Source organism: Paenibacillus sp. FSL K6-4396 (genome assembly GCF_038002525.1).
Taxonomy (GTDB): Bacteria; Bacillota; Bacilli; order Paenibacillales; family Paenibacillaceae; genus Paenibacillus; species Paenibacillus amylolyticus_B.
Genome location: NZ_JBBOCR010000001.1, coordinates 490,577 through 512,094, shown reverse-complemented (window position 1 = coordinate 512,094; position 21,518 = coordinate 490,577). Strand labels below are relative to the sequence as shown.

The following is a 21,518-nucleotide window of genomic DNA, read 5'->3' as shown; positions in this document are numbered from 1 at the left end:
ACACCTGACGGGAGGAAATTCATTATGCTGCTGGAAGCCATCTATCATCAACCGAAACGAAACTGGGCCTATGCCTATGACCAAGATACAATCCATCTGCGCCTGCGCGCCAAAAAGAATGATCTGACTGAGGTACATGCCCTGACCGGAGACAAATATACGTGGGATGCAACCAAAGCGCTGGTCCCCTTAACAAAGTTCACTTCTGACTCGATGTTCGATTACTTCGAGGGCGAGGTGAAACCTCCCTACCACCGACTGAAGTACTCTTTTTTGCTGAAAAACGGAGACGAACAGATCTGGATGACCGAGACGGACTTCCAGGAAGAAGAACCGGACGATCCGGGTCGTATGTTCCAGTTCCCTTATATTCATGCCGGAGCTGTATTCACACCCCCTGCATGGGTTAAGGATGCGGTGTTCTATCAGATTTTCCCTGAACGATTCGCGAACGGCAACCCGGATATTAGTCCGGAAAAGGTGGAACCGTGGGGCGGCGAGCCGACACCCTTCAATTTCTTCGGTGGTGACCTTCAGGGCGTGATCGACCATCTGGATTACATCAGTGATCTGGGCATTAATGCGATCTACTTCACCCCCATCTTTGAAGCTACCACCAATCACAAATACGATACTGAAGACTACCTGCGGGTAGATCGGCACTTTGGTGACGCAGATACCGTGAAACGACTGGTCGAGCTGTGCCATGCACGTGGAATTCGCGTATTGCTGGATGCTGTGTTCAACCATTCCGGGAAGACGTATGCGCCGTTTGTGGATGTACAGAAGAACGGAGAACAATCCAAATACAAGGACTGGTTCCATGTACACGAATACCCGCTGGACGTGAAGGACGGCATTCCTACGTATGAGACCTTCGGATTCGAAGCGCACATGCCAAAGCTGAATACAGAGAATGCCGAGGTTAAGGACTATCTGCTGAAGGTTGCCGAGTATTGGATCAAGGAAGTGGGCGCGGACGGATGGCGGCTGGATGTTGCAGACGAAGTGGATGATGCCTTCTGGCGTGATTTCCGCCGTGTGGTCAAAGCCGCTAATCCGGATGCCTACATTCTGGGCGAAGTATGGAACGAGTCTTCCTCCTGGCTGCAAGGCGACCAGTTCGATGCGTCCATGAACTATCCGTTTACCGATGCCGTAAATGCCTTCTTTGTGAAAAATACAATGCACGCCGAACAGTTCGCGAACTCCATCGGTCGACAATTATCCCGTTATCCGCTTCAGGCCAGCGAAGTGGCGTTTAACTTGCTGGACAGTCACGATACCCCGCGACTGCTCACGCTGTGTGAAGGAGACCAGCGCAAGATGAAGCTGGCTGCATTATTCCAGTTCAGTTACATGGGCGCGCCGTGCATCTATTACGGAGACGAGATTGGCATGGACGGCGAACATGATCCGGGCTGCCGTAAATGCATGGAATGGGATGAAGCGAAGCAGGACCGAGAACTGTTCGACTTTTATCAGAAACTGATCTCCCTGCGTCATGCTCATCCTGCCCTGCGTGCAGAAGGCACCGTTCGTTTCCTGCAGGCTCGTACCGATGGCAGCCAACTGGTATTTGAGCGGCAAAATGAGGAGGAACGCATTCTGGTTCTGTTCAATCGATCCGAAGAGACGGCTATTGTCGAACTGGAGGCCGGTGACGGGGAATGGACCGAGCTATTCGGTGGAAACCATCGTACCGCCAAGGAAGATGGCGTGCTCGCCATTGAACTGCCCGCATATGGATATGCCGTACTGAGTACGGCTGTGAGCCCGGACTAGAGTTATAATACACATACTTCTGAGCCATATCTAAGTAGCCTATCTTCGCTTCATCTGGCAGCATAAACAAGCGTCCTGCAGAACCCGGATTCAGGTTCGCGGACGCTTGTTTTGTATTCGCCGTTATACATCATAATGTCCCTGGTTATATCTCAGTGGTCCCGTTCAGCTTAAGCCTGAGGGTCCGTGTGCACTTGAGCATTATCCGTACCACTTGTAATTGTGTCAGAATCCGCTGGCTTCGACTCCTGCTCAGGCTCTGCACGCTTTGCCTTCGGTTTAGCCAGCTTTTGCATCATTTTACGGCCCGTTGGTGTCTGGGCCAGTCCGCCTTGGGCCGTCTCCCGGTGGCGGCTCGGCATCGCACTGCCTACTTCCAGCATAACGTCGATGACTTCATCTGACGGAATAGCACTACGCACTCCGGCCAGTGCCATGTCAGCCGCAGCCAGCGCCGTAACTGCACCCAGTCCGTTACGGACGATGCACGGGATCTCAACGAGGCCTGCAACTGGATCGCAGATAAGGCCCAGTGTATTTTTTAATGCTAGGCCAACCGCATGAACGACCTGTTCCGGTGTACCTCCACGCAGTTCAACCATGGCACCCGCAGCCATGCCAATCGCGGAACCCACTTCCGCCTGACAGCCACCCTCGGCACCAGAGATAAATGAATTGTTCGCAATAACATAACCAATCGCTCCCGCACAGAACAATCCGTTCACCAAATGTTCGTCCGTCCAGCCAAATCGCTCCTGTGAGCTAATAAAAACACCAGGGATAATGCCGCAGGAACCGGCTGTTGGTGTTGCCACAATCCGCCCCATCGAGGCATTCACTTCAGATACACACAGGGCATACGCCATGGCAAGTGCGGAAGCATCTCCTGAGCAAGTCTCACCCTTGCGAATGTACTCGGCCATTCTTTTACCGTCTCCACCCGTTAATCCACTGCGTGATGTTGTATCTTCCGTTAACCCTTTACGTACCGCTTCCTTCATCACCTGATAATATTCAGACATCTGTTTCACAACATCCGCTTCCGGTGTATTGGTCTCCTGAACTTGCTCCTCGATCATCAGCTGAGCAATCGTTTTGGATTCCGCTGTACAGATCGTATTCAGTTCGTGTAAATGTTTAAATCGCATCCGAATCAACTCCTCTCTTCAAATCGATGACACGAATATCCAGTACATGATCCAGCTCCTTCAGGCGCTTGAGCATATCAGGATTAGGCACACCATCCATTTCCATCGCGGTCAGCGCTTCGCCATCACGGGCTTTGCGGTCCACCTGCATATACCCGATGTTAACCCCGGATGAACTGATCGTGGACGTTACCGAGGCAAGCACTCCTGCTTTGTCCGCATGTCGCAGAACGAGTGTCGGAAACTCACCACTAATCTGAACACGAAAATCATTCATCGAATGCACCGATACGCTTCCACCACCAATAGATGCACCAATCAAGGAGCAGGCACGTTCTTCATGCCACAACTCAATTTTGACCGTATTCGGATGAGGAGCAGGCAGGCCACTTGTATAAAACTCAACCTCCATGCCCGCTTCCTCTGCGTATTGCTCTGCATCCGGAATACGCGGATCGTCTGTGACATAATCCAGCAAACCGCCGATCAGTGCCAGATCTGTTCCGTGCCCCTGATACGTGTCAGCAAATGAACCGTATAGTGTCAACCGGGCACGATCTGGCGTACATCCTAGCCACTGTCGAGCAATTCTCCCTAACCTTGCCGCTCCAGCTGTATGTGAACTTGAAGGCCCCGTCATCGACGGACCAATAATTGAGAAAACATCTTTAAATCGCACCTTATAACCCTCCAATTGTATTCGTCATTTTCATCCAGATCCCATGCCATAATGTTCCTTTATTACTGAATGATGACATCAAAAAAGGACAGAAGAAGGCCACAGGCCCTCTCTCTGTCCTCGATACCTGAGAGTTTCACGATCAGCAGTGTCTCACGACAAGGTGCATGCCCTGCAATTGCAGACAAGGTCACCAGGCTGACTGATCATATACCCCTTGGGTGGCGCAGTTCGCGCACTCTCCAGAGTTGCGTCCAACGATGGTACATTTACCTGAGAGATTAACCGCTGCGCCGGGTGCGCAGCAGCTTGCTCCTTCGGTGCCTGAAGACTAGCCATTGCTCGGCTAACTCAGGTCTCTCCCGCTCGTTATCATCCGCTGTATGGAACCATTCTGAGCGTATGTCAGAACAGTAATGGAAATCGTTCATTTCTTCTTCATTAAGATTAATCGACCGGAAGATCAGTGTCAACAAACTTAACGATTTCTTTGGATGTATTTCCCTCATTTTCGATTGAACCGATGAAAACCAGAATATTTTGTCAGCTTTCATTACATTAATTCGATAAAGAGAACTTTTAAACAGCTTATTTCATTTTCCTTCAATTCATAAAGCGCTTACTACTATTTATGATATTGTCCACGAAACTGTTCGGGTATTCAGGCAACCATAATATTTGAACCACACTGTTCGTGGCCTATCCTGATCTGCACACCCTAATTCACAGTTCGTAGAAGATACTCTCGTTCTGTACATAAGGTCTGCAATACTTGCTGCATAACTTCGGCATGCGATCTTTCATCCACTCGTGCCTAGACTCGTTCCCCATCTGAAAAGCATAATAACCAAGTGTAAAGATCAACATGAACCCTTCCATTAATCGGATATCACGATCCGTCAGTGGTGCGATCTGTTTGGTATAACCTGATAAGAATATGTCACGTTCCTCCCGATTGAACATAAGCGCTGCCCCTCCGGCATCGAAAAGATAATAACCATAACCGTGTAGACAAAAATCAATCATGGACATCCCCTGATCCGTGATCAGCAGATTGTTGCGAGTAATATCCCCATGAATGATTCCCCATGTCTCCGCGTGCTGCGGGTATGTTTCTAGCTGCTCATTAATGTTCTCAAACGTCTCACGAAGCAGATCGAAGTCTTCCGTTGTAAAAATCCCCAGTCGGACACCTTCCTCTTGCTGCCCTAGCATGACCAAGTTCTCATGAATGTTGCCATATGCCGGCCGCACCTTTGTTCGATCTGTCTGATTCTGCTCACGCCCATATTGATGAAGCATCTGCAGTTGTGCCCCAAGATCATAGATCTGCTCTGTTGTCAGACGTTCTCCCTGCTGGATGTCCCTGCCCTCAATCCACTCCAGTACTGTACAGCAGATCTCTTTCCCTGCCTCACTTGTCCATACCGTGACCCATTCACCGGATGCGTTGCGTACTGGATGTTGCACGCGCAATGCTGTCGTTGCATTTAACTCATGAAGCAGATTCATCTCTGCCTCCAGCGCAGGAGGTGTATGCTGAATGCCTGTCATACTTGCATATGCGGCTTGATGGATACGGAGCAGATACTTCTGCCCGCTTGCTTCATCAACGACATGATACGTCAGATTCTCGTTGTGACGAATATAGGAAACGACAGGTTTCTCAATAGTGTAGTTCTGTATAATCTGAGCTGCCATATGGTCGTAAGACATCTGATCCGTAGTGATTATCAACATCTCCTTCAAAGTAATGTAAACGCTCTCTTATTACTAAATATCGTAGCATAATGTTTATGTCACATACAGAAAATTCTAATAAAATTATAAATTAAAAAAGCACAACCCCCGAACAACCGTCCAGGCATTGTGCTTTCTTTTGTCTCTATTTATTTCTCAATTTCTCTGTCTATTGCTCTATGTGACACTCCATGATCCAATTAACCAAAACGACCCATAATGTATTCTTGCGTCAGACGATTGTCCGGGTTCGTGAAAATATGCTCTGTATCCCCATGCTCAATCATGCTTCCCAGATAGAAATAAGCTGTGTAATCCGAGATGCGTGCCGCCTGCTGCATGTTATGGGTAACAATAACAATCCGCAGCTCCTTCTTGAGTTCGGTAATCAACTCTTCAACTTTACCCGTAGATACCGGGTCAAGTGCAGATGCCGGCTCATCGAGCAGCAGAATCTGTGGTTCAACAGACAAAGCGCGAGCGATACATAGGCGCTGCTGTTGTCCGCCAGAGAGAGACAGAGCTGACTCATGCAGTCTGTCTTTCACTTCGTCCCAGAGCGCAGCACGGCGCAAGCTTTTTTCCACAATTTCATCCAGTGCCTTCTTACTCTTCGTACCGCGGTAGCGGGGGCCAAACGCGATATTGTTGTAGATGGACTTATGAAAAGGGTTCGGCTTCTGCCACACCATGCCAATCTTCTGGCGAAGCTTGATTACATCGGTTCCAGGCTCATTCAGATCGTTACCGTCCATCCAGATATGTCCCTCTGTACGGGAACCGGCAATCTCGTCGTTCATCCGGTTCAGCGACCGGAGGAACGTGGATTTACCGCAGCCAGACGGCCCGATAAGAGCCGTTACGCTTGCTTCAGGAAACGTCAGGCTAATCTGTTTGACCGCCTGGAAATGTCCATAATATATGCTTAACTGTTCCGTACCAAAAGGTATGGCCATGTTGGTTCCTCCTTATTTCGAAGCTGTCATGCGGCGGAATACAACCCGACCGATCCAGCGTGCACTTAGATTGAACGCCAGCACGAGAATGACAAGCACGGCAGATGCCCCTGCTGCCACTTCTTTGGAATCTGGCCCAATACCTTCACTATTCACTTTCCAGATATGGACAGCAAGTGTCTCTGCCGGACGGAAAGGATTAAGTGGTGATCTTGGACTTGTCGGATTCCAATCCGTAAAGTCCAGTGGTGGACTACTCATACCTGCGGTGAACATCAATGCGGCTGCCTCACCGAAGATCCGGCCCGATGCCAGGATCGTACCCGTAATCAAGCTCGGTAATGCTACAGGCAACAGAATGGAAGTAATGATTTTCCACTTGGACAGCCCAAGCGCCAGACCTGCTTCCTTCTGTTCCTTCGGAACGGCCCGGAAGGCCTGCTCCGTTGTCCGCACCATCAGTGGCAAGTTAAAGATCGCCAGAGCCAAGGCACCTGAGATCAGGGAGAAACCAAGACCAAATTGATTGACTAGCAACAAGAGACCAAACAAACCGATAACGATGGATGGGAATGAGGACAACACTTCAACGACCAGACGAATGAAGCTGGTAATCTTGCCTGGTTTGGCGTATTCCGCCATGTAAATTCCGCCGCCCCATCCGAGTGGGATGGTCACAATCAATGTCAGGAGAAGCAAGAATATGGAGTTAAAGAGCTGTGGACCAATCCCGCCGCCACCTTTAAGCAACTGGGGTGCGCTCGTCAGGAAGTTCCAGCTAATATGTCCAATGCCTCTATACATGATGAAGCCAAGCAGACCGAGCAATATAATAACAATGAACAGGGCCAATACAACGATAACGGATGTTGCAATTTTATCTACCGTCTTTGCCTTCATTTTCATACCCGGTTCCTCCTTTCAAGCAGGCGAACCAGAATGACGAAGACAAATGTCATCACCAGCAGGACAAGCGCCATACTCCACAGTGCATTGTTATGAACAGAACCCATCGTGGTGTTACCCATGCTGAGTGTAATTACACTTGTTAATGTTGAAGCCGATTCGAGCAAGGATGTTGGAACATGCGGTGCATTACCGATAACCATCTGCACAGCAAGGGCCTCACCAAAAGCACGGGCCATACCCAAAACGACACCTGTCAACAAAGCTGGCAAAGTCGTTGGAATGATGACACGGTAGATGGTTTGCCAGCGAGTGGCACCCAGTGCGTAAGAGGATTCACGCAATCCTTTTGGCAACGCGGACAACGCATCTGCCATAATACTTGTTACCGTAGGAAGAATCATTACCGCGAGAACAAGACATCCGGCTGCAATCCCGACGCCTGTTCCACCAAAGATACTGCGCAGCAAAGGTACGATGACACTCAGACCGATAAATCCGTACACAACAGACGGAATTCCAGACAAAAGCTCAATCGCCGGTTGCAATATCTTTTTCCCTTTACCCGGTACAATCTCTGTCATGAAGAGTGCTGCACACAGGCCCAGTGGACTAGCGATCAATGCTGCAAGCAAGGTTGTAATGAAAGAACCTGTAATGAACGGCAATGCCCCGTAGAACGCAGGTTCTCCAGTTGGATTCCACGTCTTTCCACCAAGGAATTCACTTATGCTTATTCCATTTTGGAAAAATGTGGACAGTCCCTTGGACGCTACAAAATAAACAATGGAAAACATGACAACGATCAGGAAAACGACACAAATCGACGTATAGATCCGTCCCGTCCACTCTTCCCAATAATGTTTTTCTTTTAAGGGCCGGCGCGGCTTCAACTTGTTATTCATTACCGTTCCCCCTTCGGTCTGTTCCATAACAACCATCCTTCTATAGTAGAATTAATGCAAAATATGGGATTATTTCAGAGCAAACCGCGTAAAGAGGCGGGACCTGAGTCCGCCTCTTTCGCTGTATGCGCAAGTTCAAAGATTATTGAACCACATTACCTGCTGCATCGCGTTTTACTTTCATGCCTGACATTGGAATGTATCCAAGTTCTGTCACGTCGTTTTGTTGAATTTCGTCACTCAGGATGTAGTCCAGGAACGCTTTTGTTGCTGCATCCGGCTCACCTTTGGTGTACATGTGCTCGTAAGCCCACACCGGATAAGTTCCTGCTTCTACGTTCTCAACTGTTGCTTCTACACCTTCGTATTTCAACACTTGCAAGCTGTCATCCAAGTAAGACAGGGCAAGGTAACCAATAGCACCTGGCGTTTCAGCTACCAATTTTTTTACGTTACCAGAAGAATCTTCTTGAATCGAACCTTGGATATCACCCATTTTTGCACCCAATGCATACTTCTCGAACGTTGCACGAGTACCGGAACTACTTGGACGGTTTACAATAACGATTGCTTTATCCGCGCCACCAACGTCTTTCCAGTTCGTTACTTTACCGGAGAAAATGTCGACTAGTTGTTGTTTCGTCAAATCTGCTACACCTGCATCTTTGTTACTAACTGGAGCCATAGCTACTACGGCTACTTGATGGTCAACCAGTTCTTTTACTTTGGCTTCGTCCTCCAGTTTCTCTTCTGCGAATACATCAGAGTTACCGATTGTAGCTTGTCCGTCAGATACTTGTGTCAAACCAGTACCACTACCGCCACCTTGAACTTGAACCGTTACGTTCTTATATTCATCAACTGCCATAAATTTCTGTCCAGCTTGTTCTACCAGAGGTAACAATGCTGTCGATCCGACTGCCAGAATGTTACCGCTAAGCTCAGCAGCAGCTTCCCCTGATCCATTGCTTGCAGCACCCTCTGTACCCGCGTCATTTTTCGATCCGCATGCAGCGAGCACCAGTACGAACGTTAAGGTCATCAAAATAAACGGCAACTTTTTAAACATGTTTTGTTTTCCTCCCCCAATGTAGTGATGGCGTTTTGTGAATTTGTTTGTTCACCATCAACTCTTTACTCATTGTAGTTTCGGTATGTCATCTTAAAATCAGTGTTTTGTAAACGCAATGTTAAAAATATCGGCTGTATATTGAAAATCATTTGAGACAAATTGCGCTGAAGTGGGCGCTTCGGTAACGGACGTTGTTTCAATCGCTGTTATCCCCGGATTTATATGATTTACTTTTTCCAAGGAATACATCCGGGGATAAAGGCGAACGCTTCGATTTTCCACAATCGTTCCGTTCCCTTCGCTGTGTCAGCGCTCGTTGGATCTCAGGCATTTCCATCTCCTGCCTGGGAAGTAGGCAAAGAAGGCCAGCCCTATAAAAGGCTGGCCTTGTGTAAATACTTTGTTGATTCTTTAATAGAGAAAGAAAATCTGTTTCTTCTATAGAAGGTACAAAAGCAGAAAAAAACTGCCTCGCTGCCAGTGCGTAGCACCAGCTGTGAGAGCAGCCTTTTACATTACAATAGAATTATCTTATTGATACTTAATGTAAAATCTAATTAAACTAACCTAGAATCCATAACCACAATGCCAATCCAGCTAGGGTAATTAATAATGTTGGAATCGTCAGGATGATGCCTACCTTGAAATAATACCCCCATGTAATCTTCACACCTTTGCGGGATAACACGTGCAGCCACAGCAATGTGGCAAGTGATCCAATCGGAGTCATTTTGGGGCCCAGGTCGGAACCAATGACATTGGCATAGATCAATGCTTCCTGAATGATACCTTCGGTATGCGCGCCCTGGATGGCTAGCAGGTTAATCAATACGGTAGGCAGGTTGTTCATGACCGATGACAATACGGCCGCTATGATGCCCATTCCGAGCGAAGCAGCCAGCAGACCATGCTCTGCTATGGCATCCAGCCAGCGGCTCAGATGATCCGTTAACCCTGCATTCCGCAGTCCATATACGACGATATACATGCCCACGGAGAACACCACAATTGACCATGGCGCTTCCTTAATGACCCGTTTCAGATCAACAGCCTCGCTCTTGCGTGCCAGTAAAGCGAACAGCAGCGCAACGGAGCCCACGATCACCGACACGGGAATCGGCAGAAACTCACTGGATGCGTAAGCCACCAATAACAGCCCAAGCATGAACCAGGCAATTCGGAACATCCGTGGATCACGTATTGCTTCCTTCGGATCGCGTGCCAGAGAGATGTCGTAGCGCTGGGGTATGCTTTTGCGATAAAACAAGAATAACATCCCCGTACTCGCTACAATCGAGATCAGATTCGGCACGGCCATGCGTACCGCATACTCTACAAATGTAATGCCAAAGAAATCGGCAGACACAATGTTAACTAAATTGCTGACGACCAGCGGCAACGATGTAGTATCCGCGATAAATCCACTCGCCATTACAAAAGCCAGTACCATACGCTCATCAAACTTTAATGCCCGCACCATCGCCAGTACAATTGGCGTCAGGATGAGCGCGGCACCATCATTGGCGAACAGGGCAGATACTGCGGCTCCCAGCAGAATGGAGTAGAAGAACAGTCTGCGACCGTCTCCTCCAGCCAGCCTTGCCATATGAAGGGCAGCCCATTCAAAGAAACCCGTCTCGTCGAGAATGAGAGAAATCATAATAATGCCAACAAAGGCCAGCGTTGCATTCCATACAATGGATGCTACATCCGAGGCATCGTTCAAGCTGACGACCCCGCATAGCAAGGCAACCAATGCCCCACCCGATGCAGTCCAACCGATCCCCAATCCACGAGGTTGCCAGATTACCAAGGTGATTGTTACTACAAAAATCAGTATTGCTACGTATACCATAGAGCCTCCTGCTGTACCCTGTATCCATATATTATTTCGTTAATTCGATCTTGTTTTGTAAGATTACACCGCTATACGCGCAGAATAACCAGACGATATATTTATACAGGGCTACAGGAACATTGTCTATCTTTATTTTCTTCTATCATATAAAAGTTGTGGTAAATTATGTTGCTAAAATGCTGGAATTTATTCTTTGCCCTTATCCTTCGGCGTATCCTCCACCATCTTGAACATGCCAAGCAATCCCTGCAATTGTTCCGCCATACTGTTCAAATGTGCCGAGGATGATGCGATCTCTTCTACCGATGCCAGTTGTTCTTGCGAAGATGCAGACACGGATTCTGTATTCGCAGCCGATTCCTGGGTCACATTCGAAATATCACTCATCGCCTTGGCAACGTGGGATGCACCACTCTCCAGTTGTTTCGTTGTTGCGGACAAGTCATCCAATGTATGAACAGCATCTTCCACCGCCTCCCGAATCTGAGCAAAGGATTGTCCTGACGTATTCACAGCCTGAATTCCTTCTCCTACCCGAGTCTGAGCCGCATTCATGGCGATTAGAGCGGCATCCATGTCCTGACGGATATTATGAACCACCTCACCAATCTGCGCTGCCGAACTTCCGGATTCTTCTGCCAGTTTGCGTACCTCACCGGCTACAACTGCAAACCCACGACCCGCATCCCCCGCTCTTGCCGCTTCAATAGAAGCATTTAATGCGAGCAAGTTCGTTTGTTTCGAGATGGATGCAATGACATCAACCATGCTACCAATTTCAACGGAACGGGCATTCAGAGATTGAACCACCGTTCCCAGCTGCTCCACCGTTTCCTGGATACTGTTCATCTGCTCCACAGCCTGTCCTGCTGCCTCATTCCCAGAAGAAGCCGCTCCGGACGTATTCCGCATATTCGCCGTAATCGATTGCACACGCTCGGACATCATGCGAACATCTTCTGCCATTCGGCTCATCTGTCCCGATCCATCTTTCACGCTGTTTACCTGCTGCTCTGCACCTTCAGCCAGTTCCTGAATGGCCTGTGTTGAATGTTCAATCGCTTTGGTGGTTTGTTCTGCACTGGCAGACAACTCTTGAGAAGAAGCAGATACCTGCTCTGTCGTTTCTTGTACACCAAGAATCATCATTCGCAGGTTATCGACCATACGTTCAAAATATTTTGCCAGTTCCCCGACTTCATCTTTACGCCCAGTTTCCATTTTCACGGTCAAGTCGCCTTTACTTACCGCTCTGGCCGATTCCTGAAGTCGTTTGATTGGACGCAGCATGGAGCGTGTAAACCAGATTATGAAGATGAGCGTAAGGAACGTGGCCGCCAGGATCACTACAAATGTAATCATGCGAATGTCCTTGCTCGCATTGGTTATTTCACTTTTAGACATCGTTCCGGCAATTTTCCAGCCCGTTGCTTCATTGGTAGCAAAGATCATCGTTTTCGGTTGCTCATTGAATACATAATCGAATTGACCTTCTTTACCCTCATACATTTCATCCAGCAAACCACTAGCTTCCTGTGTACCTGCATCTGCTACAGGCGATACGACATAATTTTTGTTTGCATCCAAAATAATGACGTAGCCTTCTTTACCCACCTTAATGGATGCTTGCTCTTGCAGGTCTGTTAGATCCAGAGACAAACCGACAACACCGGATTGGTCCTTTAATGTTTTGGAGATAAATACAACGGCAACGCCATCGGTATTAACAGACACAGCGGATACAACGGCTGTACCCGGCTTTTCCATCGCTAGTTTGTACCACTCCCGCTCCCTAGGATCATATGCATCTCCCCGCGTACTGCTTGCTGTTGCTTTACCCCGAACCATGACTCCTTCCGTTGTTCCTACAAAAATGTTCATGGCATCGGGATGCAAGCCCAGATATTGCTCCAGCTTCAACTGAAGCTCTGGACTATCGTTCTCCCCTTTGACCAAGCCCGGATCAAGGGCATCCCCGAAATAGTTAATATCATGGATCTTATAATTCACTTGGCTTTCTACAATGGTATTGGCAGTGCTCACACTTTGCTTGGCACTATCCACTAATTGTCCTTGTACGCCATCTTCAGCCATCCTTAGTGTGATCAAGCCGATCGCCAAGCTTGGCAGGAGCAGAACGGCCAGGAAGGAGACCAATAGTTTGTTCCTTATATTCCAGACGAAACCTTTCTTTTTCTTCTTCTTTTTATTTTGATTATGTTTTGGTTTGGCAGGTTTCGCTGCTTTCATTGGTTTATTATCCTGAGTTTCACTCATGTCTTTCTCCCCCTCAAAATGTAAAAATGCCCTCTTTCTTTGTATGTATGGATCAATCTAAAAGGCTTATCTTATATATCGGCTAAATGAGGGTTTTTATTTGAGTGAAAAATGTGCAGGCACGCCAAACAAGCCACCTCTGATCAGAAGCGACTTGTACAAGATACAGGTTACTAATTATTCCATGAATTAGATGAAGTATTAGAGTACGGACCGCCTGGGGGTTGTGCCGAGGGTTTACCAAAATAGTAGCCCTGTGCAAGCTCAATACCTATGGAACGACAGAATTCAAACTCTTCCATCCGTTCGATCCCCTCGGCAAGAACTTGCCCTCCAAATCGACTCGACATCTCAACAATGTGAAGAATTTGCTGTTGTTTGGTCGAATCCTGATCACAACGGTCAATAAGACTTCGATCTATTTTGACAAAATCCGGTTCTAACCGATTCATCAACTCTATTGTCGAATATCCGGCACCCACATCATCCAGTGCAACCGACATTCCACGGGAACGATATACCTCAAATATTTGCTGTAAAATGGGCATATGCTGAATCTGCTCTGTTTCCACGACTTCAAACACAAAATCTTTAGGGTCCAGCGAAAGGCGTTCAATCGCTTCAAACGTATGTGTCAGACAATATTCAGGATTGTATATGGAGGAAGGCAGGAAATTTACGAAGCGTTTGACACCATGCGGCAGAAAAAGGGCACTGGTCTCAATAGCAGTAATACGCGCCAATCGATCCAGAAAAGAATGTAGTCCGGTCTCACGCGCAACTTCAAATAATTCATAGGAACTGAAGGATTTTCCATTCTCAGCAGGACGAAGCAAAAACTCATATCCGATAATCTGCTCCGATGCATCAACGATGGGTTGCATATGACTGCTGAATTGATGCTCCAGAATAATGGAAACAAGCTCCGCATGTTTGAAACGGGACTCCTGCATGGTTAGACTAATCCAGCTTTCTTCATTAGCCTGTTCGTAAATAGGCAGAATCTGAACGGTTAGGGAATCACGTAATGTCGGATCAATTTCGCCGATCTCTTCTATTAAGCTCTGAACCGTCTCAAGATTCGAAAAATCCATCCACATCATGTCATCCGACGTCTCAATAAGTCTTCCCGGCGTTTGTAGCGCTTCCAGCAAAGCGGGGGAAATGGGACGCAAGTACAAGGTACCTTGGCCCTCTATAGCATAGATTGGACTGCAGCCACTGCAATTCATGTAGGACCCCCCTTGCCAATTTAGATTCCATGTCCATTAATGTTCACTTGTATATACCCAAAGTTTGTAAATATTATATCATGGGTCTTAAAATTAATCTCTACTGTTTTGATGACTTCCTGTATGACGGTTCTTGGAACAAATATATTCAAATTTGCAGAAAAAAGACCGACAGTCTGATGACTGTCGGTCTCCTCCTCAGCTTATTACACTTTAAGAAGCGGGAATCACGATTTTCTGTCCAACTTTCAGGTTATGAACATTCGAGATTTTGTTAGCTGTTGCCAGCTTGCGCCAGTCCACACCATATTTCATACCGATGCGGTACAGGTTGTCCCCTTTTTTCACCACATATACCACTTTGCCGCCCGCTGGTTTCTCAGGCTGTGGCTTGGTCGTTGGTTTGGTTGGAGTAGTCGGCTCCGTAGGTTTAGTTGGCTTTGTAGGCGTAGGAGCAGGCTCCGAACCTGGTTTCGGAGTTGTTGTTGCTTCTCCAGTCAATTTCATGCCGTATTCAGCAAAACCATCATCATTTGTACCAATGAAAGACATCGCCGGGTTCGCTTCTACCAGATTTTTGGCATCCGGGGAAGATGCGAATACCACTTCAAGGTCGTTAAGTGCTGCTGCAGTTACACCAGCAGATGGTTTGATTGGTGCCAGGGACCAGTTGCCGTCCGCTGCCGGATTAATCGTTTTATTTTCACGGATGTAATCGATGATCACTTGACGGTTCTCATCCGGTGCAGCCAGAACGATACGTTTACCGTCCGGGTTAGCCAGCTTGGATGAAGAAGCACGGTAGTTATTCGTCGCTACGATGAATTTTTGCGCTGGGTCAATCGGTTTACCGTTAAAACTCAGATCCTTGATCCGGCTTGCCGATGCATTTACAACGGTTGCTTTGCCGTCATACTTGGCTGGTTGTGTCACATCGATCTGATACGTTACACCATCGATAACATCGAAGTTATACGTTGGGAAGTCGTTGTTGATCAGTTGTTGTTGTCCACCTTTGACCGGGTCAATCTGGTTGAACTGGCCTGCAGACCATTCCAGCCATTCTTTCAGTTCTGCGCCGTTAACCATTACAGCATGTACCGTATTTGGATACACGTACAGGTCAGCAACGTTTTTGATCGCAATGGTGCCTTTAGGAATATTCGTGTAATACGAAGCGCCTGAACGTCCACCGGCTTTGAATGGTGCACCTGCGGACAATACAGGAATTTTCTCATACTCCGTACCTTGCATATGTTTTTCGACATACCATTTCTGTGCATTCGTTACGATCTGAATGGATGGATCATCCTGAACCAGAGCGAAGAAGCTGTTGATCGGTGCTGTCGTTTCGCCAACTGGACCACGAACATACTCCAATGTACCTTCATGCTCTTCATGAACCGCATCAATGATGTCTTTATCCGCATCTACCAGTGGCTTTTTGTTCGCAGTGTCATAGATTGGGCGTGCTTCCGTTTTGGAATCCACCACTTTCCATTTGCCATCAACCAGCTCCAGATCCAGATCAATAATCCCCAGGTGATCACCCCAGAACCCTGGCTCAACAGCAGGAACGCCATTGATTGTGCCTTTCTCAAGGTCTACCCCTTTTTTGCCGGCAAAATCAGCACTTGGGAATACTTTGTGAGCATGTCCAAACAGAATGGCATTAATGCCTTCTACCTGACTCAGGTACAGTACGGAGTTCTCCATCAGATCCGTTTGAGGGATATCCTCAAATCCGGAGTGAGGAATGGCTACAATAATGTCGGCACCTTCAGCCTTCATTTTTGGAATGAATTTCTTCGCGGTAGCGATAATATCCTTGGCGATGACTTTGCCTTCAAGGTTAGCGCTGTCCCACTGCATGATTTGTGGCGGCACAAATCCGATCACACCCACTTTGATCGTATGTTCTTTACCAGTCTCATCCGTTACTTTTTTATCCAAAATCTCATACGGTGTGAAGTAATTCTTGTCATTTGTCTCATCATCATCACCATCGTCTACATAAACATTGGCATTAATGTAAGGGAAGTTCGCTCCCTCCAGCGTCATGTCCAGGAAGTCCAGACCATAGTTGAACTCATGGTTACCGATGTTACCTGCATCATAATCGAGCAGATTCATCGCTTTATATACAGGGTGAGTCTCACCCTTTTTCAGTGGATCAATCTTCGCAACATAGTCTCCCAGCGGGTTACCCTGAATCAGATCACCATTGTCGAACAGCAAGCTGTTCTTGGCTTCATCACGCGCTTTTTTGATCAGTGTAGCTGTTTTGGCAAGCCCATACTGGTCTGTCTCTTTGTCGGAATAATAGTCGTAGTTAATCAGATTGTCATGAATGTCTGTTGTCTCCATGATCCGCAGTTTAACTTTGGCAGCATCCGCAGCCGATACAGGTACCGGAAACACCGCAAGCACGTTTAATGCAACCAAAGCGGCAGTCAGGCTTGATAATACTTTTTTACTCGTTTTCAAAATAACCCCTCCCGGTTATGTACATTGAATCATGCATTAATGGGCAAACGAAGAGCGCAGAAAAAAGATAGATTTCATGGGTTGTGCGTACTGACGCTCTGATGACATGCATCGGAATTTCAGGTAAGTTTATCTCACATGAACATCTATTTATGTCTGTGCTTGTCGTTTACATTCCAAATCATAACGCAATGTTCAGCCATTGAAAAGCATTATTTTTTACATTAACCGCACATACCTAGGAAAGTTTACATTATCATGCGTGATTTCGACATTTTTTTCAACATTTTAGTAGGTATATCGTACTTATTATCTTTAAAATACGTATATTACATGTGTCTTACATGTATAACCAATTCAGCTTTATTCATCCATACCAAAAACCGTGAAACCTTCATGGCTTTCACGGTTGGATTAAACTCTGCGCATATTTTCGCATAAGGACGCTACTTTGCAGAGGTTATGTTCATATTTGGATTATTGTTCCCACACATGATGTTCATGATCTTTCCCTGTATATTCAATACGAGTCGGGGTGATGTCCAGAATGACATAGTTTGGATCATTAGGTCCATCGAACCACGCCTTCAGTTCGTCGTTCCACACTTGCTCACGCAAGCCTTCGTTCTTGGTCACTTCACAGGTTCCTTCGATCTCAACGACTTCCTTGGAACCACCAGCCTCATAACCAAGTAGTAGGCTAACATTCGGATTATTCTCCAGTTCCTCTACTTTGTGTGTACGGCGGTTCGTTGCCAGATGAATGTTCAGTCCATCGTTGAAAAGCGCCATATAGCGGGATTTTGGTTTACCATTCTCCACAGTGGAGAAGCTGCAAAAAGGGTTGTTTTCCAATGCTTTTACAATGTTTTGTTCCAATTCAGTCTGGTTCATGGGAAGTGCTCCTTTCGGTTTGGGGGATTATTAGGAGAACTCTTGTAGACGGCCGTTCCGGGTTCGGATCGTTCTTTGGATCGCTGTTATCCCCGGATTTTTTGGATTCCCTTTTCTCAAAGGGAAAATCCGGTGATAGCATATGCTTCCGATGTAGCTTTCTTTCAGAAAGCTTTTAGGCGAACGCTTCGCTTCCTCAGAATCGATTCCGTCCCCTCCACTACGTCTACTGTTCTCCCAATTAAGGGCGGATAATAAAAAGTACAAAGAGTAGTGTAGTTGTTACTACCTCTTCGTGTTTAATGACAGCTCATTATTCTCGTATTACTATAGACAGCTTAATGCAAATGCTTGTGTAACAAGCCTGTACTTATAGTGTACCCACCTCACCTATGGTGAATCCCTTGAACCTGCACGCAAACGTGACAAAATCGGCAAATCGCTTTATAAAAGTGTTTACATAAAGGGGTTAGCGCAAAATTTCTTCATGGGTGATCTAATTTAAATCTCCAAGATATATTGATGAAGAATCCGATTTAAGCAGCAGCTCACCTATAGTTTTTGGATATAAACGAACCTGAGACAGCTCTTCCAGCGCAATCCATTCCACGGCGACTTGGTGGTCGTCTGGATTGGAGCCTTCAAAAACGGTTGCCTCCGGATCTATCAGGCTGCATGCAAAATAAAATTCAACCTGGTGGATGTCTGCATCCCACTCGGCGAATTCATGATTTTTACCGATATACTCCCGGATATGTAACAGCTCTCCCACGTTCACAGCCTGACCAATCTCCTCCAGACATTCGCGGGCGACCGCATCCTTGAGTTCTTCACCTTTCTCCTGTCCTCCACCTGGGAACACATAAGCGGTACCATATTGGTCTTCCAGCCGGATGACCAGCAATCGTCCATCCTGCACAATGACAGCTTTCGCCGAGTTGCGTATGGGTTTCATTCTGTTCATTCACTCCTTGTCATTCCAAAATTCCAAAGTTCAATCCATTCAACCTGATAACACTGTTGTTCTACTGAACAGGCGTATCATCCCTTGGTATGCGGGGATAACTTAATGCCTTCCGATTCCAACACACGACGAATCTCTTGAGCAAATGAGAGAGCGTTCGCTCCGTCACCGTGGATACAGACCGTCTCTGCCTTAATGGGAACCAGCGTATCATCCGTGGATACAACCACGCCGTCTTTCACCATCTGAAGCACTTGAGCAATGGCTTGTCCCGATTCTTCAATGAGGGCTCCAGCTTGGCTACGAGGGGTTAGCTTCCCATCCGACCCATAGGTTCGATCCGCAAATACTTCACTTACACTGCGCAGACCAATGCGATCCGCAGCTTGAATCAGCTCACTGCCCGCCAGACCATACAGATACAGATCAGGCTGTACTTGATAGATCGCCTCCACAATGGCTTCAGCAAGCTTCGCATCTTCTGCGGCCATATTGTATAAAGCTCCATGCGGTTTCACGTGATGCATGTGCCCTCCACTTGCACGCACAAATGCATCCAATGCACCGATCTGATACACCACCATGTCATATGCTTCCCGTGGCGTAATGTCCATACGTCTTCTGCCAAACCCTTGCAAATCCGGCAACCCGGGGTGGGCTCCAATCGCAACCTGATGCTCCAATGCCCTCTCCACCGTCAGCCGCATTGTAGCCGGGTCTCCTGCATGAAACCCGCAGGCAATATTGGCTGATGTAATCAAGGGTAGAATGGCCTCATCGGATAGAGTGCGATATATACCATAACTTTCGCCCAGATCACAATTGATATCCAAGGTTTTCGAGGTATTCATGAAGCTCCCCCCATTTCTGCCATTCTTCTGCGTATCAGCTTATCTATGAGTTGCATATTGTTTTCCTGTTCCATATACAACTGTCCGGCTTGATCATGCGTAATCTTTTTAAAAGAAATTTGGGTTCCTGGCCTAGCCTGAGCCAGGATTGGCATATCCACCCGAGCTACCTGTGCAATGACAGGATAACCCCCAATCGTCTGATGATCTGCCATTAAGATGATGGGTTGACCATCCGGTGGCACCTGCACCGTGCCATAGGTAACAGCTTCAGACAGCCGATCCAGCGGCTGATTCAGCTCCAGTCTGGAGCCTTGCAAGCGATAGCCCATCCGATCGGATTGCGGAGAGATCACGTATTTTTCCGCATAAAATTGTCCCAGACTTGCCTCGCTGAACAGCGAACTATCTTTACTCTCCATCACACGAATAACAGGTTGCCCATAATAGTCAGGTCTTTCACGTTCAGATAAAAGCCACGCAGGCGCCAATATTCGGTGGTCCCGCTCACTCTCCTTTACCTGCTGCTCCATACGCTGCATCCATACTCGCGCTTCGACAGAAAGTTCACCATTGGATAACAGATCCCCCACGTGCAAGGCTCGGCCCTCCACACCGCCAAGACCTGTCTTAAGGTCTGTACTTCGACTGCCCATCACTTCAGGCACAGTTATTCCACCCGCAATCGCCAGATATCCACGCAAACCATCACGACATTGACCAAACTTCAGTACACTTCCAGCCCGCACCAGCACAGGACGCCACAAAGGTACAGGCAGATGATCCACCGTTGCCGTCAGATCGGCTCCACATAATGAGACTAACTGGCTCTCCTGAAATCGAAGCTCCGGCCCCGTCATCGTCATCTCCAGCACTGCCGCATGTCGGGAGTTGCCCACAAGCATATTGGCTGCTCTGGCTGCAAAGGTGTCCATGACCCCGCCAGGATGAATACCATATCGGCGATACCCGGCTCTGCCTTCATCCTGAACGGTAGATAACAGACCAGGGCGAATCACTTCAATACTCATCGTTCGCCCTCCTTCCGCTTCAACGCCAGATAGTCCTGCATCGTAATCTGTTCAAATCGAACCCGATCACCTGCTGCCAGCAAACTCGGTACGTTCTCATCCGGCCGAAACAACTGGAGTGGCGTTCGTCCAATACATTGCCACCCCCCGGGTGTATCCACCGGATAGATTCCCGTCTGTTTGCCACCAATACCTACTGTACCCGCCTCAACCCGAAGCCTTGGCGTTGCCCGTCTGGGCGTAGCAATCTGTTCAGACAACCCGCCGAGATACGGAAAACCCGGTGCGAATCCTATCATATGTACGAGATAATCCCCGGATGTATGAATCGCAATAACGTCCTCTGCGGTCAGTCCATGTTCACTGGCAACGTAGTCCAGATCAGGCCCCCACTCGCCACCATAACATACGGGAATCGTGACCGTTCTGGGTTTGTCTTGGACGGATTCCTTCATTTGATTCAACTGCTGAAGCAGAATGCGGCATAACTCGGGGTACGGGGAGATGAACGGATCATAAAATACTGTAACGGACGTATATGAAGGCACCCATTCGATCATGGCTGACAGAGTGCTCTTTTCCAGCAAAGCACATACAGACATCACTCTGCGCTGCACCGCGTCAGACAATTGATTCCCGCAATGGATGATAACTGCTGTCTCACCCAGCGGAGATAAAATCTCTTCCGTCCATGCATACGTCAATCCGGTCATGCGCCATCTCCCCCTTTATC

The 21,518-nt window shown here is 47.6% G+C and carries 17 protein-coding genes and 2 riboswitches; of the genes, 1 reads left to right on the top strand and 16 read right to left on the bottom strand.

From position 1 onward, the window contains the following. The first annotated feature begins 24 nt into the window (after positions 1-24). Positions 25-1,785, top strand: coding sequence for an alpha-glycosidase (locus tag MHB85_RS02445; protein WP_341072322.1), 1,761 nt, complete (start codon positions 25-27; stop codon positions 1,783-1,785). A gap of 170 nt (positions 1,786-1,955) precedes the next feature. Here the strand turns inward: MHB85_RS02445 and sdaAA are convergent, their stop codons facing one another. The 16 genes from sdaAA to pxpB all read right to left on the bottom strand — a co-directional run bounded on the left by sdaAA (position 1,956) and on the right by pxpB (position 21,498). Then, positions 1,956-2,933, bottom strand: coding sequence for an L-serine ammonia-lyase, iron-sulfur-dependent, subunit alpha (sdaAA, locus tag MHB85_RS02440; RefSeq protein ID WP_091018477.1), 978 nt, complete (start codon positions 2,931-2,933; stop codon positions 1,956-1,958). Further along, complete coding sequence (sdaAB, locus tag MHB85_RS02435) at positions 2,923-3,612, bottom strand: L-serine ammonia-lyase, iron-sulfur-dependent subunit beta (protein WP_091018476.1); 690 nt, start codon at positions 3,610-3,612, stop codon at positions 2,923-2,925. Before sdaAB ends, sdaAA begins: the two co-directional genes overlap by 11 nt. Positions 3,613-3,724: 112 nt before the next feature. Continuing rightward, positions 3,725-3,860, bottom strand: a riboswitch (glycine riboswitch). 4 nt (positions 3,861-3,864) lie between these two features. Further along, positions 3,865-3,987, bottom strand: a riboswitch (glycine riboswitch). A gap of 348 nt (positions 3,988-4,335) precedes the next feature. Further along, positions 4,336-5,328 carry a phosphotransferase enzyme family protein gene (locus MHB85_RS02430; protein WP_341072320.1) on the bottom strand — a complete coding sequence of 331 codons (993 nt, stop codon included), beginning with the start codon at positions 5,326-5,328 and terminating at the stop codon, positions 4,336-4,338. 224 nt (positions 5,329-5,552) lie between these two features. Next, positions 5,553-6,308, bottom strand: coding sequence for a phosphate ABC transporter ATP-binding protein PstB (gene pstB, locus MHB85_RS02425; protein ID WP_036616781.1), 756 nt, complete (start codon positions 6,306-6,308; stop codon positions 5,553-5,555). Between the two features lie 12 nt (positions 6,309-6,320). Further along, the gene (gene pstA / locus MHB85_RS02420; protein WP_192135674.1) at positions 6,321-7,208 is read right to left on the bottom strand and encodes a phosphate ABC transporter permease PstA; all 888 of its coding nucleotides are present in this window, start codon (positions 7,206-7,208) and stop codon (positions 6,321-6,323) included. A 2-nt stretch (positions 7,209-7,210) separates the two neighbouring features. Then, positions 7,211-8,146 carry a phosphate ABC transporter permease subunit PstC gene (pstC, locus tag MHB85_RS02415; RefSeq protein ID WP_017690972.1) on the bottom strand — a complete coding sequence of 312 codons (936 nt, stop codon included), beginning with the start codon at positions 8,144-8,146 and terminating at the stop codon, positions 7,211-7,213. A 115-nt stretch (positions 8,147-8,261) separates the two neighbouring features. Continuing rightward, positions 8,262-9,188 (bottom strand): phosphate ABC transporter substrate-binding protein PstS family protein, encoded by a 927-nt coding sequence (locus tag MHB85_RS02410; protein WP_091018473.1) that lies wholly within the window; start codon positions 9,186-9,188, stop codon positions 8,262-8,264. Between the two features lie 565 nt (positions 9,189-9,753). Further along, a complete protein-coding gene (locus tag MHB85_RS02405; protein ID WP_091018472.1) occupies positions 9,754-11,046 on the bottom strand; it encodes an arsenic transporter in 1,293 nt (430 codons plus the stop codon). Positions 11,047-11,235: 189 nt separating this feature from the next. Then, positions 11,236-13,326: a methyl-accepting chemotaxis protein gene (locus tag MHB85_RS02400; protein ID WP_091018470.1), complete on the bottom strand. Its 2,091-nt coding sequence runs from the start codon at positions 13,324-13,326 to the stop codon at positions 11,236-11,238. A gap of 173 nt (positions 13,327-13,499) precedes the next feature. Further along, the gene (locus MHB85_RS02395; RefSeq protein WP_091018469.1) at positions 13,500-14,558 is read right to left on the bottom strand and encodes an EAL domain-containing protein; all 1,059 of its coding nucleotides are present in this window, start codon (positions 14,556-14,558) and stop codon (positions 13,500-13,502) included. A gap of 213 nt (positions 14,559-14,771) precedes the next feature. Next, a complete protein-coding gene (locus MHB85_RS02390) occupies positions 14,772-17,045 on the bottom strand; it encodes a bifunctional 2',3'-cyclic-nucleotide 2'-phosphodiesterase/3'-nucleotidase (RefSeq protein ID WP_341072318.1) in 2,274 nt (757 codons plus the stop codon). A 477-nt stretch (positions 17,046-17,522) separates the two neighbouring features. Beyond that, positions 17,523-17,939: a pyridoxamine 5'-phosphate oxidase family protein gene (locus tag MHB85_RS02385; protein WP_074093246.1), complete on the bottom strand. Its 417-nt coding sequence runs from the start codon at positions 17,937-17,939 to the stop codon at positions 17,523-17,525. 496 nt (positions 17,940-18,435) lie between these two features. Then, positions 18,436-18,894 (bottom strand): NUDIX domain-containing protein, encoded by a 459-nt coding sequence (locus tag MHB85_RS02380; RefSeq protein WP_091018465.1) that lies wholly within the window; start codon positions 18,892-18,894, stop codon positions 18,436-18,438. A gap of 86 nt (positions 18,895-18,980) precedes the next feature. Continuing rightward, the gene (locus tag MHB85_RS02375) at positions 18,981-19,754 is read right to left on the bottom strand and encodes a LamB/YcsF family protein (protein WP_091018463.1); all 774 of its coding nucleotides are present in this window, start codon (positions 19,752-19,754) and stop codon (positions 18,981-18,983) included. After that, on the bottom strand, positions 19,751-20,785 hold the full coding sequence (locus tag MHB85_RS02370; protein ID WP_341072315.1) for a 5-oxoprolinase subunit C family protein: 1,035 nt from the start codon (positions 20,783-20,785) through the stop codon (positions 19,751-19,753). The genes MHB85_RS02375 and MHB85_RS02370 overlap by 4 nt, the downstream gene beginning before the upstream one ends. After that, a complete protein-coding gene (gene pxpB, locus MHB85_RS02365) occupies positions 20,782-21,498 on the bottom strand; it encodes a 5-oxoprolinase subunit PxpB (RefSeq protein WP_341072313.1) in 717 nt (238 codons plus the stop codon). The genes MHB85_RS02370 and pxpB overlap by 4 nt, the downstream gene beginning before the upstream one ends. Positions 21,499-21,518 lie beyond the last annotated feature (20 nt).